The 14,432-nt window shown below is 70.4% G+C and carries 13 protein-coding genes; 4 read left to right on the top strand and 9 right to left on the bottom strand.

Annotation, left to right across the window (positions count from 1 at the left end; all coding sequences use genetic code 11):
* Positions 1-33 precede the first annotated feature (33 nt).
* Both OO014_RS16670 and trxA read right to left on the bottom strand, forming a co-directional pair.
* Positions 34-441: a DUF302 domain-containing protein gene (locus OO014_RS16670; RefSeq protein WP_272463450.1), complete on the bottom strand. Its 408-nt coding sequence runs from the start codon at positions 439-441 to the stop codon at positions 34-36.
* A gap of 78 nt (positions 442-519) precedes the next feature.
* A complete protein-coding gene (trxA, locus tag OO014_RS16665; protein ID WP_272463449.1) occupies positions 520-894 on the bottom strand; it encodes a thioredoxin in 375 nt (124 codons plus the stop codon).
* Between the two features lie 143 nt (positions 895-1,037).
* Between trxA and OO014_RS16660 the strand changes: the two genes are divergently transcribed.
* Positions 1,038-1,211, top strand: coding sequence for a hypothetical protein (locus OO014_RS16660; protein ID WP_272463448.1), 174 nt, complete (start codon positions 1,038-1,040; stop codon positions 1,209-1,211).
* Between the two features lie 117 nt (positions 1,212-1,328).
* Here the strand turns inward: OO014_RS16660 and OO014_RS16655 are convergent, their stop codons facing one another.
* Genes OO014_RS16655 through OO014_RS16645 form a run of 3 tightly spaced genes read right to left on the bottom strand, consistent with a single transcriptional unit; the run spans position 1,329 to position 4,416 of the window.
* Positions 1,329-1,889: an OsmC family protein gene (locus OO014_RS16655; protein ID WP_272463447.1), complete on the bottom strand. Its 561-nt coding sequence runs from the start codon at positions 1,887-1,889 to the stop codon at positions 1,329-1,331.
* Positions 1,879-3,120 (bottom strand): NAD(P)/FAD-dependent oxidoreductase, encoded by a 1,242-nt coding sequence (locus OO014_RS16650; RefSeq protein WP_272463446.1) that lies wholly within the window; start codon positions 3,118-3,120, stop codon positions 1,879-1,881. The genes OO014_RS16655 and OO014_RS16650 overlap by 11 nt, the downstream gene beginning before the upstream one ends.
* 51 nt (positions 3,121-3,171) lie before the next feature.
* Positions 3,172-4,416, bottom strand: a complete 1,245-nt coding sequence (locus tag OO014_RS16645) for an alpha/beta fold hydrolase (protein ID WP_272463445.1) — start codon at positions 4,414-4,416, stop codon at positions 3,172-3,174.
* Positions 4,417-4,632: 216 nt separating this feature from the next.
* Between OO014_RS16645 and OO014_RS16640 the strand changes: the two genes are divergently transcribed.
* Both OO014_RS16640 and OO014_RS16635 read left to right on the top strand, forming a co-directional pair.
* Positions 4,633-5,553, top strand: coding sequence for a LysR family transcriptional regulator (locus OO014_RS16640; RefSeq protein ID WP_272463444.1), 921 nt, complete (start codon positions 4,633-4,635; stop codon positions 5,551-5,553).
* Between the two features lie 88 nt (positions 5,554-5,641).
* Positions 5,642-6,964, top strand: coding sequence for a right-handed parallel beta-helix repeat-containing protein (locus OO014_RS16635; protein WP_272463443.1), 1,323 nt, complete (start codon positions 5,642-5,644; stop codon positions 6,962-6,964).
* Between the two features lie 178 nt (positions 6,965-7,142).
* Here the strand turns inward: OO014_RS16635 and argS are convergent, their stop codons facing one another.
* From argS to OO014_RS16615, 4 genes are all read right to left on the bottom strand, one after another.
* The gene (gene argS, locus OO014_RS16630) at positions 7,143-8,903 is read right to left on the bottom strand and encodes an arginine--tRNA ligase (protein WP_272463442.1); all 1,761 of its coding nucleotides are present in this window, start codon (positions 8,901-8,903) and stop codon (positions 7,143-7,145) included.
* Positions 8,904-9,011: 108 nt separating this feature from the next.
* Complete coding sequence (locus tag OO014_RS16625; RefSeq protein ID WP_272463441.1) at positions 9,012-10,439, bottom strand: multicopper oxidase family protein; 1,428 nt, start codon at positions 10,437-10,439, stop codon at positions 9,012-9,014.
* A gap of 192 nt (positions 10,440-10,631) precedes the next feature.
* Positions 10,632-12,509, bottom strand: coding sequence for an AMP-binding protein (locus tag OO014_RS16620; RefSeq protein WP_272463440.1), 1,878 nt, complete (start codon positions 12,507-12,509; stop codon positions 10,632-10,634).
* Positions 12,502-13,260, bottom strand: coding sequence for an IclR family transcriptional regulator (locus tag OO014_RS16615; RefSeq protein ID WP_272463439.1), 759 nt, complete (start codon positions 13,258-13,260; stop codon positions 12,502-12,504). The genes OO014_RS16620 and OO014_RS16615 overlap by 8 nt, the downstream gene beginning before the upstream one ends.
* Positions 13,261-13,423: 163 nt before the next feature.
* Between OO014_RS16615 and OO014_RS16610 the strand changes: the two genes are divergently transcribed.
* A complete protein-coding gene (locus OO014_RS16610) occupies positions 13,424-14,272 on the top strand; it encodes an ABC transporter ATP-binding protein (protein WP_272463438.1) in 849 nt (282 codons plus the stop codon).
* Positions 14,273-14,432: the final 160 nt, after the last annotated feature.

Here is a 14,432-nt window from a genome sequence, read left to right as displayed (position 1 = left end):
GCCGGCCCAGCGGCATACGGCGTGGGGGGTGTGTCAGCTGGCGGGGGCTGCCGCGGCGACCGCGTCGAGCGCCCGGGTCAGCCGGGCCTTGGCGTCGGTCGCGACCTCGACCAGCGCCTCGCCCGACGCGATCTGGGTCATGAAGTCGGGGTTCATCGCCTGGACGACCGTGCGGCCGGCGTCGTCGACGCGGACGACGACGTTGCAGGGCAGGAAGACGCCGATCGACGGCTCGACCTGGACCGCGGCATGAGCCAGCGGTGGGCGGCAGGCGCCCAGGATGACCTGTGGTGGCAGCTCGGCGCCGATCTTGGCCTTGAGCGTGCTGGCGAGGTCGATCTCGGTGAGGATGCCGAAGCCCTCGTCGGCGAGCCGCTCCCTCGTGACCTGCAGGGCCTCCTCGAACGGCAGCTCCGTCGTGACGGTGATCGCGTGGTCCATCGCTGTGCTCCTCGTGCTCGGTTCGTTTCGTTCAGGATGGGGTCGCTCCATCTGACCCCAGTCTGGTCGATTCTCGGCTCAGGCGTCAGCCTTGGCGCTCTGCGCCTCGACCTGGCGACGGACGTCCTCCATGTCGAGGTCACGCACGGCCTGGATGACCTGCTCGAGAGCCGCCGCGGGCAGGGCGCCGGGCTGGCTGAAGACAAGGATGCCGTCGCGGAAGGCCATCAGGGTCGGGATCGAGGTGATCCGCGCCGCGGCGGCGAGCTGCTGCTCGGCCTCGGTGTCGACCTTGCCGAAGACGATGTCGGTGTGGGTCTCCGACGCGGCCTCGTAGACCGGCGCGAACATGCGACACGGTCCGCACCAGGAGGCCCAGAAGTCGACGAGGACGATGCCCTCGCCGGAGACGGTGGACTCGAAGTCGGCGTAGCTGAGGTTTCGGGTGCTCATGAACGGGTTCCTTCAGGGTGTGTGGCAGCGCCGACTGGCGCGCCCCGGTGGGCGTGACGTACAGTGGTTCCAACATACCCCCTGGGGTATCTATTCCGTTCACAGAGACTGATGAGTCACACAGACTTTCGAGGAGGACCGACATGTGCAGACCAGCCAACTGCAGGAAGTGCGGCAAGACCACCTGGGCCGGTTGTGGCCAGCACGTCGACCAGGTGATGCGTCACGTGCCGCGCGACCAGCGCTGTGAGGGCCACGCCAAGGAGGCCGCAGGGGCCTCCGGTGGCGTCTTCGGCCGGCTCTTCGGCCGCGGCTGACCCGACTCCCGGCCGAGGGGCCTCCCCCTGTTCCCTCGGCCGGGTCCGCACTGATGGGCCGAGCGCGTACCCCCGACGCGCTCGGCCCATCGCTGTGTCCCTCCCGCTGGCCGCTGCTCAGGCGACCTGCACCCGGAGGTCGACCGGGACCCCTTGCGTGAGCACGTCGTAGACGGCGGACCGGCGCCGCGACTGCTCCACGATCTCGCGGAGCACGGGCTCAGGCGCGTCCCCCTTGATGGTGAAGGTCACCGTGACCTGCTGGTAGCCGTTGCGGACGTCCTGCAGGCCGAGGATGCCGTTGAGGTCGATGTCCCCCCGAACCGTCGAGCGGACCTCGGTCAGCGTCACCTTGCGGGCTGACGCGATGTTGGCGATCCCTGCCGTGAGGCACGCGGCCAGGGCGTGCAGGAGGAACTCGACAGGGGTCGGCCCGTGGTCGCGGCCGACGAGGACTGCCGGGTGGTCGGCGTCGAAGACGAACTCGCGCTCGTGCGCTCGCTCCTCGCCGACGCCGAAGAAGTCGTGGATCCGGGTCAGGCTGTGGGTGCCGTCGATCCACTCGTTGTGCGCCCGGAACTGGAAGTGCGCAGCTTCAGGCATCTGTCGGACGGCGTCGAGGGTCGCGAACAGCGTCGGGGTGTCGACGCCGTTGCGGTGGGCGGTCTCAGTGGACATGGGTCTCTGCTTTCCTCTCAGGTGATGGGTGGGTCGGTGCTGCCCGGGGCAGCGGCCGTTGGTGGAGTTCCTCGGCGAGCTCGTCGATCTCCAGGGCCAGGCGACGCTGGAGGCCGACGAACGTCGGCTGGTCAGGGAAGGCGGCCAGGGCCACCGTCGTCTCGAAGATCGGTCGGGACAGTCGGTCCCGCGTGCGCTCGTAGTCGGCCAGCGCCTGCTCCTCCACGGACGGGCAGCGCAGGCTCGCGTCGATCGCCGCCGCGGCGAGCTCCGCCTGACACAGCGCGTCGCTGATGCCATGACCGGTGATCGCGTCCCGGTGGTAGCCCGCGTCGCCGACGAGCGACCACCCGGGCCCGTGGGCCTCGCGGAAGTGGTTCGGCATCCGGAGCATCCCACGCACCGGAGCGCGTTGCGCCTCGGGACCAACCCGCTCTGCGAGCGCCGGCACCTGCTCGCTGAGGAGGCCGGCAAAGGCCTCTTCCGCGCTGCGGCGGTGTCGGTGGCGGCGCGCCATCTCCTCGGACGTGATGGCCCAGACGCAGGCCTCACCGCCGTGGGTCGGGAACACCCCGGCGAAGACGCCGTCTGCGAGGTGGTACTCGATGGCGTCCCACTGGCCGGCGAAGTAGGCGTACTGGCACGCACCCGAGCTCGGGCGGACCATGGTCGGCCGGGCGCCCACCGACCGGGCGACCCGTGAGCTCAGCCCGTCGGCGCCGACGACATGAGCGGCCCGGACGACCACGGGACCCTGCTCGTCGTGGCCCAGGACTCCGGTCGCCCGGCCCGTCGCGTCGGTGCGGACGCCGTCCATCGCAAAGCCTTCCCACAGTCGGGCGCCGGCAGCGAGCGCCGTGCGCTGGATCGCCTCATCGAGTGCGTAACGGCGCGGCGCGAGCACGAAGTCCGTGCCGTAACGGTCCTTGATGACACGGTCCAGCCGGCCGAGGCCACTGGAGAACTCCACCCGCCGGATCGGCGGAGCACCTTGCTCGACCAGCTGCTCGACGACGCCGAGGCGGGACAGCAGGACCATCCCGGAGCGGGCGATCACGTGCGTCGAGATGGTGTCGCTCGGGAAGCGCGCCCGATCGAGCATCAGGACGTCGTGACCTGCCCGCGCCAGGTGCGCGGCCGTGGCGGCCCCGGCAACCCGGCTCCCGACGATGACGACGTCGGCGGTGGCGGTCCGCACCTCGTGCGGCGAAGCGGAGTGTCTGGCGTTCACCGGGCTGTCCTCTCGATCGGCTCGAGGACAACGGTGCGACGTCGGCGTCAGTCAGTGCTCGGACAGCGGGTGGACTTCTGCTGGACGGTTCGTGGACTCGTCGTCCGCGAGGAATGCGTCGACCTCGCTGAGCAGGTGCTCCCACGCGGGCTCGTCGGCCTGGAGCAGGTGGTTGCGGGTGTCGAGCGGGACGAGGCGACTCCCGCGGATGCGAGCCGCGAACTCCCGGCCCTGGCTGAAGGGGATCCGGACCTCGTTGCGGCCGTGCAGGATGAGCGTCGGGACCTGCACCCTCGTCGCCGCCTCACGCACGTCCATCGTGACGGACACGTTGTTGAGGCGCAGGGCGTTCTCGGCCGACGTGGTGCGACGCATCAAGGCCGCGAAGTCGCTCCACAGCTGCGGCGGCGCGTCCGGCATGAAGGTGGAGGAGAAGTAGAGCCGGAAGGACGGGTCGTCGCGGCCCCAGCCCATCCGGATCAGCTCCGCCTGCATCTCCGCCTCGCGCAGCTCCTCCGGTGTCGACGCACGGACCAGGCGGCCCGTGACGAAGGCCCCGATGAGGATGAGCCGGCTGACCCGCTCCGGATGCCGGACGGCGTACTCCACGGCCACCGGCCCACCCTGAGACAACCCCATCAAGGGGAAGCGTTCCAGACCGAGCTCGTCGACGACCGTTTCGAGGTCGCGGACGAAGGACTCGAACGAGATGTCCTCCGGATCGTGGTCGGACAGCCCGCAACCGCGCTCGTCGTAGCGGATGAACGTCCGCCCCCGCGAGAAGCCCTCCATCCAGTGCCGCCAGACCGGACTCTCCCACTCGTAGTCGAGGTGCGTGATCCAGTGGGCTGCTCGGACCAGGGGCGGCCCCTCCCCCACCGTGGCGTAGGCGATGCGCACCCCGTCGCTCGCCTGGCAGAAACGGATGGTCTGCTCCAGGCGGCGCGAGTCGGGGCGCGGCGTCACCACCGGTTCGCTGCCGGCGTGCTCGGACCCGACGTCCGCCACCCAGCGGTAGCCCCTGCCGTGGGCGGTCTTGATCACGCGCTGGAGGTCCCCGTCGTCCCCGACGACCCGACGTGCAGCCTTGATCCGGCTGGTCAGGGTCGACTCGCTGACGAACCGGTCCCCCCACACCGCGTCCAGCAACTCCGTCTTCGGCACGACGCGGTCCCGGTTGCGGACCAGGTAGGAGAGGACGTCGAAGACCTGCGGCTGGACATGAACCGGCTCGCCGCCGCGCTCGAGGAGGAACCGGTCGGTGTCGAGAACCACGTCCCCGAACGTGAACCGCACTCCGCGATCATCCCACCCGACCCCAACGGCAGGGCACCTTTGCGCTCAGAGCCAGCTGAGCGGCATACGGCACGAGTGGGGTGACCACGCTGCAGTCGGAAAAATCCGCCTGCGTGTCTTTTGTCGCAGGTCCACACTGGTCGTAGACGTCCGTCAAGCAGGCGGCGGTGACCGTCGCGGGTCCGGCAGCGGGCCCGCCAGTCGTCGGGGGCACCCATGCGACTGCAATACGTGCAGGCCTTCATCACCTTGGCGGAGGAACTCAACTTCCGCAGCGCGGCCGCGCGGCTCTGCCTGAGCCAGCCGGCCCTCACCGCCCAGATCCACGAGCTGGAGCGAGTCCTCGCCGTCACCCTCTTCGAACGCAACCGGCACGGGACCCAGCTGACGGCTGCCGGTGCCATGCTGCTGCCGCTCGCGGAGACGGCCGCCGCAGCGTGGGGGGACCTCATCGGTGCCGCTGCGGGGGCCGGGGTGGCAGGCGGACGCGCACGGTGCCGCTTCCGGGTCGGCCTGGTCGTCGGCGGTATCGGTCCACCCACCTGGCCGACGCTGGAGAGGTTCCAGTGGACGCGGCCCGAGATCGAGCTCGTGGTCCGACAGCTCGGCTTCCACAACGCCCTCGACGCGCTCGCCGACGACCTCGTCGACGCCCTGTTGCTGCACGGTCCCACCGACGACCGCCACGCACAGGTCGTCACCGTAGGGTTCACCCGAGTCGGGGTCCTGGTCGGCCGTCGCAGCCCGTGGGCGCACAACGAGACCCTCGACGAGGAGGACATCGTGCCCCTCCTCCGCTATGCACCGCCCGCGGAGATGGGACGAGAGTTCCGTGAGTTGTGGATGCCGGAGCGCGCCCTTCAGCCGCGGCGTGCCACCAAGGACCTGCCGGGCCACGGCGGCATCAGTGCCATGATCCGCGCCACGGCGCTGGGCGGGGCCGTGGGGTTCTGGCCGGCGCACCTCACCGTGCCCGCCAGCTCAGGCACCCTCGTCCGGCCGCTCGAGCAGGAGCGATGGGCCCCGCTCCAGGTCGCGGTCCGGAGGCTTGGCACAGAGGCCGAGGACCTCGTCGAAGCGGCCCGGAGGGTCATCGCTGAGCACCCCGGACGACGCCTCGCTGATCACGGAGTCTGATCACCCGACTGCAGACGCGGGGGCCGGCCCGGCCCTACCGTGATCGGCCTCGGAGTACTTCCACTCATCGGTTTCGAGGGGGTCAGCGATGCGACGAACGGTTCTCCTGGCGGTGGCCGCCGCAGGATCTCTTCTGGCGGTGCCGCTCCCCGGTCAAGCCAGGGAGGTCACCACGCACGTGGTCGACGACGACAGGGCGCAGTGCGCCCAGGCTGGCTACACCTCGATCGGCGCGGCCGTTGCCGCAGCCGCACCGGGGGACCTGGTCCTGGTCTGTGGCGGCAGCTACGAGGAGCGCGTCGTGGTCGACAAGACGCTGGTCATCAAGGGCCAGCCGGACGAGGTGGAGGCGCTCGACTGTTTCGCCGAGACGCCGTCAGCTCTGGGGGACCTCGACACCAACGTCTTCCCGGTCCTCTCGCCCCCAGATGCTGTGCCCGGACCACTCCTGGCGCTCCAGGCCGACGGTATCGACGTGTCCGGTCTCGTGCTCGAGGGGATGGTCGACGCCGGTGTCAACTCCATCTACCGAGCTGCCTTGGAGACGAGCCCGGCCCATAGCGGTTTCCGCGTCCACCACACCATGTTCCGGCTCAACACCCTCGGGATGGAGACCACGAGCAATGGCGCGATCCCGTCTCGCTTCGACCACAACTGCCTGCGTCAGAACGGGTGGGGCGCCGCCAACCAGAGGTTCACCCTCACCCAGGCTCGGTTCGACCACAACGAGAGCTTCAGGCAGCGGTTCTTTGACTACGAGATGGGTTGGAGCGTGGCCCGAGTGGACGCCGTCCTCCTCGACCACAACATCGCGAGGCAGGCTGCCTTCCACGGTGTGTACGTCGGGCAGTCTTCGAGCATCCGCATCGAGGACAACAGCCTCTCTGCCACTCGGCTCAACATCTGGGTCGTGGGGCCCACCGAGAACATCACGATCGCACGGAACACCTTGTCCAGTGCGACCGTGGGCATACGTCTCGGTCCGGGAGTCCTCAGCCCGACTGAGGCGATCGTCGACGCTGTGGTCGAGGGGAACACCATCAGTGGGACGAACGTGAGCCCGGGAACGGGCATCTGGGTCCCGCTCGCCTATTCGGGGCACGGCCTCCGCGTGGTCGACAACATCCTCAGCGATCACCACTTCGCCGGCTTGAGAGTGCATGCAGGAAGCGGCAACACCTACGCGGACAACGTCATGGAGCGAAACGGCAGCTTCGGGACCTTCGTCGGGCCGGGCGCGACCGGAAACACCTTCGCCAACAACATCATGCTGGGCAACCAGGTGGACGCTCAGGACAACACTGCCTACGTCGAGGACGGGGTGACCAAGGTGCGCAACACGTGGACGGGCAATCTCTGCGTCACTGATGTGCCGATGGGTGTCTTGTGCGACCGGGGCCTCGCCCCATGACGAGGATGCAGATGAGCTGACAGGGACAGCCACCCGGGGAGGTGGCAGCAGGGACTCGGCTTCCCAGCCCGCTCGTGGGGGGACGACGGGCTGGGAAGCCGGCCCAGCGGCATACGGCATGGACGACGCCGTGACTGTGGAGGGTCGCCCGCCCGCCGACGCCGGCGACCGGCCACGCTCACATCTGCTCTGGCGACTCCAGACCGAGCAGGTCCAGGCCGGTCACCATGGTGCGCAGCACGAGCGCGCTGAGCGTCAACCGGGACTCGCGCAGCTCGTCGGTCTCGGCCTTGAGCACGGGGCAGTTCTCGTAGAACGCCGAGAACGCCTGGGCGAGCTCGAAGAGGTGGCCGCAGAGGCGGTGCGGCTCGTAGACGGCGCCGACCTCGGTGACGACGTCGGCGAAGCCGAGCAGCAGCTGGCCGAGCGCCCGCTCGTGCGGCGTGCCGAGCGTGATCGGCGCGTGCTGGGCGACGGGATCCAGCCCGGCCTGCCGGAAGATCGAGCGGACCCGGGCGACGACGTACTGGAGGTACGGCCCGGTGTTGCCGGTGAGCGACACCATCCGGTCGAGGTCGAAGACGTACTCGCTGTTGTGGGCGACGGAGAGGTCGGCATACTTCACCGCGCCGATTCCGACCTGCCGCGCGATCGTCGCCCGCTCGTCCTCGGACAGGTCGGGCCGGGTCTCGTCGATGAGGCCGCGCGCCTTCGTGACCGCCTCGTCGAGCAGGGCCATGAGCCGCAGCGAGGAGCCGGACCGCGTCTTGAGGATCTTGCGGTCCTCGCCGAGGACGTTGCCGATCTGGATGTGGACGGGCGTGACGTCCTCGGGCAGCCAGCCGGCGAGCCGCGCGGTGTCCCACACCATGTTGAGGTGCAGCGCCTGAGGGGCGCCGATGACGTAGAGGACGCGATGGGCGCCAAGGTCCGCCACTCGGTACTTGATCGTCGCGAGATCCGTTGTGGGATAACCATATCCGCCGTCGGACTTGCGGATGATGAGCGGCACCGGCTTGCCCTCGCGGCCGGTGTAGCCGTCGAGGAAGACGCACAGCGCCCCGTCCGAGACCGTCGCGAGACCCTTGGCCTCGAGCTCTGCGCAGACGTCGGCGAGCATGTGGTTGTAGGTGGACTCACCGGCGAGGTTCTCGTCGCCGAGGGTGACGCCGAGGGTCTGGTAGACCTTGTTGAAGTAGACCTTCGACATGCCGACGAGCCGGTGCCAGTGCTCGAGGGTCTCGGGGTCGCCCCCCTGGAGCTTGACGACCCGCGCCCGAGCCCGGATGTCGAAATCGCCTGCGCTGCCGTCGGGCTCGGCCTTCTCAGCAGCATCGAACTTGGCCCGCGCCGCCTGGTAGAAGGCGTTCGGGTCGGTGACGAGCAGCTCCGCCTCGGGCGAGTCCTCGCCGACCTCGAGGAGGTGCTCGATGAGCATCCCGAAGGGCGTGCCCCAGTCACCGATGTGGTTCTGCCGGATGACGTTGTGACCGAGGTGCTCGAGGGTGCGCGCGAGGGAGTCGCCGACGATCGTCGTCCGCAGGTGCCCGACGTGCATCTCCTTGGCGACGTTGGGCGCCGAGTAGTCGATCGGGATGTTCTGCCGCTCCTCGACCGGCACCCCGAGCCGGTCGTCGGCGTCGACGTCCGCGAGGAGGGAGGCGAGCCAGACGTCGCTGAAGGTGATGTTGATGAAGCCCGGGCCGCTGACCTCGAGCTGCTCGGCCACTCCGTCGAGGTCCAGCGCGTCGACGATCTTCGCCGCCACGTCGCGCGGCGGCGCGCCGACCTTCTTCGCGAGCGCGAGCGCGGCGTTGACCTGCACGTCGGCGAACTGCGACGGGCGCAGCACCGGGTCGGCCTCGCGGAAGTCGTCACCGAGGGCGGCGGCGATCGCGGACTGGACCTTGGGTGTGAGCGCGACGAGCGGGGAGACCATGCGGGCCAGTCTAGGAGCGCTGGGCGGGTGCCCGCGTCGCCGTTTCGTCCCGCTGGGTCCATGGACGCCGCCGTATGCCGCTGGGCTCGGTCCCAGCAGCCGACCTCCTCAGACGACGGTGAAGTTGAGCATCATGCCGGCGTCCTCGTGCTCCAGCTTGTGGCAGTGCAGCAGGTAGCGGCCCTTGTAGCCACTGTCGAACCGGAGCCGGACGGTGACGGTCTCGCGGTCGTGGAGCAGGACCGTGTCCTTCCAGCCCTCTTCCCAGGGGAAGAGCCTGCGTCGGCCGCCGTCGCGCGACATCACCTTGAAGGAGGCGCCGTGGACGTGGACGGGGTGGGGGGCGTTCCCGTTGGTCCGGAACACCCAGTCCTCGACGTCGCCAGCCGGGACGTTGAACGAGTTGAGGGCCATGTCGTAGACGACCCCGTTGATCCGGGTCATGCCGTCGAAGGAGAAGAGTCGGGTCGTCACCGGCGCGATGTCGCCGAAGGTCGGGCCATCGCTGCTGAGGCCCTCGCCTGCGGCAGGAACGGTCGCGACGGCACCGAGGCCCCCTGGCTTGCCGCTGCCGGTCAGTCGCAGGAGCGGCCACCCGCTGTTGGTGTCGACGAGCCCGACGGTCTGGGTGGCGGCCAGCCCGCTGCAGTCGACCAGCACGTCGACGCGCTCGCCGGGGCTGAGCTCCATGGCGGGCACGTCGACGGCCGTCGGCAGCAGACCGCCGTCGTTGCCGATGAGCCGGAAGGTGGCCCCATTGGAGAGCGTCAGGTTGAACAGGCGGGAGTTCGACCCGATGAGGATGCGGAACCTGTACCACGTCTGGTCGACCTCGAGCGCCGCGTCCCGCGTCCCGTTGACGAGGGCGATGTTGCCGGTGAAGCCGGAGGCCTTGCCGTTGTAGCTGAGATTGCCGGCCTTGTCGACGTTGGCGTCCCTGATGACGAGGGGCACCTCGTAGGCCTCTGACGGCACCGAGAGGGCGTCCTCGACCGAGTCCCGGATGATGAAGCCACCGGCGAGGCCGTAGGCGACCTGGCTCGCTGTGGCGAGATGGGGGTGCGGGTGGTACCAGCTCATCCCGGCCCGCTGCTTCACGGTGAAGGCGTACGTGTGGGTGCCGTTGGGCGCGATGGCCTCGTGGGGCTGTCCGTCCTCGGCGGTCGGCACGATGAGGCCGTGCCAGTGCACCGTCGTCTCGGCGTCCAGGTTGTTGGTGAACGGAACAGCGACCGCATCGCCCCGGCGCACGACGAAGTTCGGTCCAGGAAGGGTGCCGTTGTAGACGAGGGCCTTGCCGACGGTGCCCCCGCCGAGGTCGACCTGCCCCGATGCGGCTGTCAGCGCAGTGTCGGGCGTGACCGACGGGGGGATGAAGAGTCGGTTGGTGCTGCCCCGCGGGGGCGGCGCGGCGATGGACGTGCTCGACCGCAGTGCGCCGAGGCCCCCGAGCGCGGCGACGCCACCGACCCCGACCGCGGCCTGCAGGACCCGGCGCCTGCTCACCCCTGCCCCAGCAACGCGCGTGCCACCCATGGCCGGCTCCTCCCTGTCGGTCCCCCCGGTAACCCCGATCTCGCCCAGGGGACGATCGATGTGTTGATCCAGTGAAGCGCCCCGTGCGCGACTTCGGCTGAAGAATCCCTGAAGATCCGGTCAAGCCCGCCCGCCGAGAGAGCGATTCGTCTGGTTTGCCTCGGTGTGGGACCGGACGAGTCGCTCGTTCGATCAGGGGGTGGGCAGATCGGCGGCGGCGAGCACCTGGGCCCAGGTGATGCGCTTCAGCTCCGGGGTGTCGCCGAGCGGCAGGCCGGCGAGGGCCCTGCGGCGCTCGTCGCCGCGCAGCTCGTCGCCGAACCGGTCGACGAAGACGAGCATCCGGGGCCGGGCCACCCCGCCGAGGTTGTCGCGGACCGTCTCGTTGAGGTCGCGGGCGACGGCTGCAAGGTCCTGCTCGGCAGCGGTCGCCGCGTCGAGCACGACGGCAGCCGCGAGGAACCGGCCGCCCTGGGAGTCGCGGCGCTCGATGACGTCGGCCCGCTCGACGAACGGGTGGTCGAGGAGCGTCTGGCGGACCTCACTGATCGAGACGAGCTGACCGGAGAGTGAGACGACCTCGTCGGTGCGCCCGAGGAACTCGAGCCCACCCTCGGGCGTGCGCCGCACCCGGTCGCCGGTCGTGTAGAGCCCGGGCCGGGTCGTCCAGTGGTGGTCGGTGGCCGCGGCCACGTCACCGGCCCCGGGGAGCATCTCGCCGGCCCACCCCTGCGTCAGCACGAGCTCACCGGCTTCCCCGTCCGGCACCGGGGAGCCGGCGTCGTCGATGATCTGGGGTGCCACGGAAGGCAGCAGCTGCGGGTCCAGCGGCTGGCTGAGGTGGCAGATCCCGCCGAGCTCGACCTGCCCCCACCCGTCCGCGACGGTCACCGGGTGGTGCCCGAGGTCCGATGCGGCCCAGCGGCGCAGCTCCGGCTCGGACGGCTCGGCATAGAGGACGACGCGGCGCAACGACTCCACCCGACTCGTGTCGGCGAGCGCCGGGGCCCAGCCGCGCATGGTGCGCAGGACCGACGGGGTCGTCATCATCGTCGTCACGCGGTGGCGGCTCATGATCTCCCAGGCCCGCGCGTGGGTGGGGACGTCGAGGGTGCCCTCGTAGAGCACCGTCGTGCCGCCCCGGGCCAGCGGGCCGTAGATGCCGTGCGTCTGGACCGCCAGCCACGACACGTCGCCCGCGCTCCAGAGGCGCTCCCCCTCACCGACTCCCCACTCGTGCAGGGCAGCTGCGGTGACGAGGCTGTTGGCGAGGCCGTGCGTGACGACGACGGGGCGCCCACGCCGATGCGCCTGGCTGATCAGGTAGATCGGGTGGTCGCTCGGCAGGTCGACGGGCTCACCACCAGCGCGGCCCACGGCTCGGCCCAGCTCGGGCTCGGGCGAAGGCGCCCCCGTCCTCGCACCCCGGCCCCGGGTGCGGTCGGCCGCCACGAGGTCGTGGTACCAGCGGTCCCCTTCGTACCAGGCGACGTCCATGCCGGTGCGCCGCACGACGATGGTGTGCTCGATCCCGGCAACGGCGGTGAGCGCCTCGTCGGCGCGCACCTTGAGCGGCAGCACGGTCCCGTGCCGCCAGGCACCGTCCTGGGTGAAGAGGACCGAGGCGCCGAGGCTCTCGAGCCGGTCCGCGAGCGCCTCCGCGGGCAGGGGTGCCGGCAGCACGGCGTGGACGGCGCCGATCCGGGCGCAGGCCAGCATCGCGACGGCCGCTTCGGGGACGAGCCCGAGGTGGAGGGCGACGACGTCGCCCTGCTTGACGCCGATCGAGCGCAGCCCCCTGGCCAGCGTCGACACCTCGTCGAGCAGCTCGCCGTAGGTGATGACCCGCCGGTCCCCCGGCTCGCCCTCCCACGTGATGGCGATGCGATCGGGGTCGACGGCCGCGTGCCGGTCGACGCACGTCACGGAGGCGTTGAGGCGGCCGCCGGGGAACCAGGCGGCCCGGCCGTCCCGCGGCTCCCACACGGCACGGAAGGGAGTCGACCACTCGACGAGCTCGGCGGCGCGGCGCCAGGCGGCCTCGTCCGCCGTCCAGATCGGGTCAGGCATGACCCAGCGTCCTCACGGCGGCAGCCCCCGCGCGGGCGAGGTGCCCGGCCACGGCCTCGACCGTCTCCGGCGAGGCGCCCGGCGCGACCGTGGCGACGAGCGCGGCCAGCGCGGTGCCCTGGCCGTCGATGAGCGGCACGGCCACGTGCCCGGGAGGGCCGAGCGGATGCCCTTCGACCGCGAGCCAGGCGGCCGACGACCACGCGTCGCGGGACGCCTCGGCCGCCGCCCGGTCACCTTCGGCGCAGGTCTCCAGGATCGACTTCCACTCGTCATCACCCGCCCGCGCACCGAGGAGCCGACCCGTGGCGGTCGTCAACGGGCTGCGCACGCTGTGCGGCTCGCGGTAGAGCCCGGCATCCGGCCCGTCGACGCGGTCGATGGTGACGACGGCGGAACGCACCAGGGTCTGCACGACAACGGTCGAACCGACGAGGTCGCGCAGCTGGGCGAGGTAGGGGGCGAGCGCCCCGAGGATCGGCAGGCGGGCCAGGTACCGGTGGGAGAGCCGGACGAGCTCGGGCCCGAGGCTGTAGCGCGACGATCGCGGGTCCTGCTCGACGAGGTCGGCGAGGACGAGCGAGCGCAGCAGCCGGTGGACGGTCGGCACCGACATCCCCGAGCGCTCCGCGAGGTCGGTCAGCTGCTGGTAGGCCGGCCCTTCCCCGAGCAGCTCGAGGAGGGTGACGGCGTTGCGCACCGTGCCGAGACTGCCCCTCGAGTCGCGGTCCCCGACCTCCGTTGACGACACGCGCGTCCTCTCTCCGTGTGGCGGGTGCTGCCCTGACGCGTCATCCCGATCCGGAAACAGACTGTAACTGCGCGGATAACAATTTCACAAGAAGCCCTTGCCCTTTCAGATAGTGGAAACCTATTCTCAGCGAGTCCCCAGCCAACGAAGGAGAGGACCCCGCGTGACCACCGGTCTCACCAGGGCGTACCAGCACTCGCTGAACTCCTCAGCCGTCCCGCCCGGCCAGCCCGTCCTCGAGGTGAAGGACATCGGCCTGCGCTTCGGCGGCGTCCACGCCCTCCAGGACGTGGGCTTCACGGTCACTCAGGGCCACATCCACGCCGTGATCGGCCCCAACGGCGCCGGCAAGTCGAGCCTGCTCAACTGCGTCAGCGGCCTCTACCACCCGCAGCACGGCAGCATCGTGCTCCACACCGGAGCAGAGGGCACCTCGCACGAGCTGACCAAGCTGCCGCCCTACCGGATCGCCCGCCTCGGCGTCGCCCGGTCGTTCCAGAACATCGAGCTCTTCTCCGGCCTCACGGTCCTCGAGAACCTCATGCTCGGCCGCCACATCCACATGAGCAAGAGCGTGCTGGCCAGCCTCCTCTGGTTCGGCCCCGCCCGCCGCCAGGAGATCGAGCACCGGGCGCTCGTGGAGGAGGTCATCGACCTGCTCTCCCTCCAGGCCTTCCGGCACAAGCCCGTGGGCTCCCTCGCCTACGGCATCCAGAAGCGGGTCGAGCTCGGCCGCGCCCTCTGCCTCCAGCCGGCCCTGCTGCTCCTCGACGAGCCGATGGCCGGCATGAACGCCGAGGAGAAGGAGGACATGGCGCGCTACATCCTCGACGTCCACGAGCTGGCCGGCGTCACGGTCATCCTCATCGAGCACGACATGGCGGTCGTCATGGACATCTCCAACCGCGTCAGCGTCCTCGACTTCGGACGCCTCATCGCCGACGGCACACCTGAAGAGGTCAAGGCCAACCCGAAGGTCGTCGAGGCCTACCTCGGGGCGGAGGAGCACTGATGACCGACGACCAGACGATGAGCGATGCGTATGCCGCCGGGCGCGGCCCGGGGGGAGGCGCGGCCCCAGCCACGCGGGTTTCCGGGGGGGACACGGGGGGCGGAGCCCCCCGTGGGGACACGTTCCCGAGGCTGCTCGCTCGGCTCGCGACGGAGCGCCC

The organism is Intrasporangium calvum, assembly GCF_028446585.1.
Classification (GTDB): Bacteria; Actinomycetota; Actinomycetes; order Actinomycetales; family Dermatophilaceae; genus Intrasporangium; species Intrasporangium calvum_A.
The sequence above is the reverse complement of the archived record's forward strand: the minus strand, read 5'-3'. Positions and strand labels throughout refer to the sequence as shown.

What these genes read in the sequence shown, in the direction of transcription:
- OO014_RS16640 (WP_272463444.1), top strand. Translation starts at nt 4,633, where the DNA reads ATGCGACTGCAATACGTGCAGGCCTTCATCACCTTGGCGGAGGAACTC.
- OO014_RS16625 (WP_272463441.1), bottom strand. Translation starts at nt 10,439, where the DNA reads ATGGGTGGCACGCGCGTTGCTGGGGCAGGGGTGAGCAGGCGCCGGGTC.
- OO014_RS16660 (WP_272463448.1), top strand. Translation starts at nt 1,038, where the DNA reads ATGTGCAGACCAGCCAACTGCAGGAAGTGCGGCAAGACCACCTGGGCC.
- argS (WP_272463442.1), bottom strand. Translation starts at nt 8,903, where the DNA reads ATGGTCTCCCCGCTCGTCGCGCTCACACCCAAGGTCCAGTCCGCGATC.
- OO014_RS16670 (WP_272463450.1), bottom strand. Translation starts at nt 441, where the DNA reads ATGGACCACGCGATCACCGTCACGACGGAGCTGCCGTTCGAGGAGGCC.
- OO014_RS16620 (WP_272463440.1), bottom strand. Translation starts at nt 12,509, where the DNA reads ATGCCTGACCCGATCTGGACGGCGGACGAGGCCGCCTGGCGCCGCGCC.
- trxA (WP_272463449.1), bottom strand. Translation starts at nt 894, where the DNA reads ATGAGCACCCGAAACCTCAGCTACGCCGACTTCGAGTCCACCGTCTCC.
- OO014_RS16655 (WP_272463447.1), bottom strand. Translation starts at nt 1,889, where the DNA reads ATGTCCACTGAGACCGCCCACCGCAACGGCGTCGACACCCCGACGCTG.
- OO014_RS16635 (WP_272463443.1), top strand. Translation starts at nt 5,642, where the DNA reads ATGCGACGAACGGTTCTCCTGGCGGTGGCCGCCGCAGGATCTCTTCTG.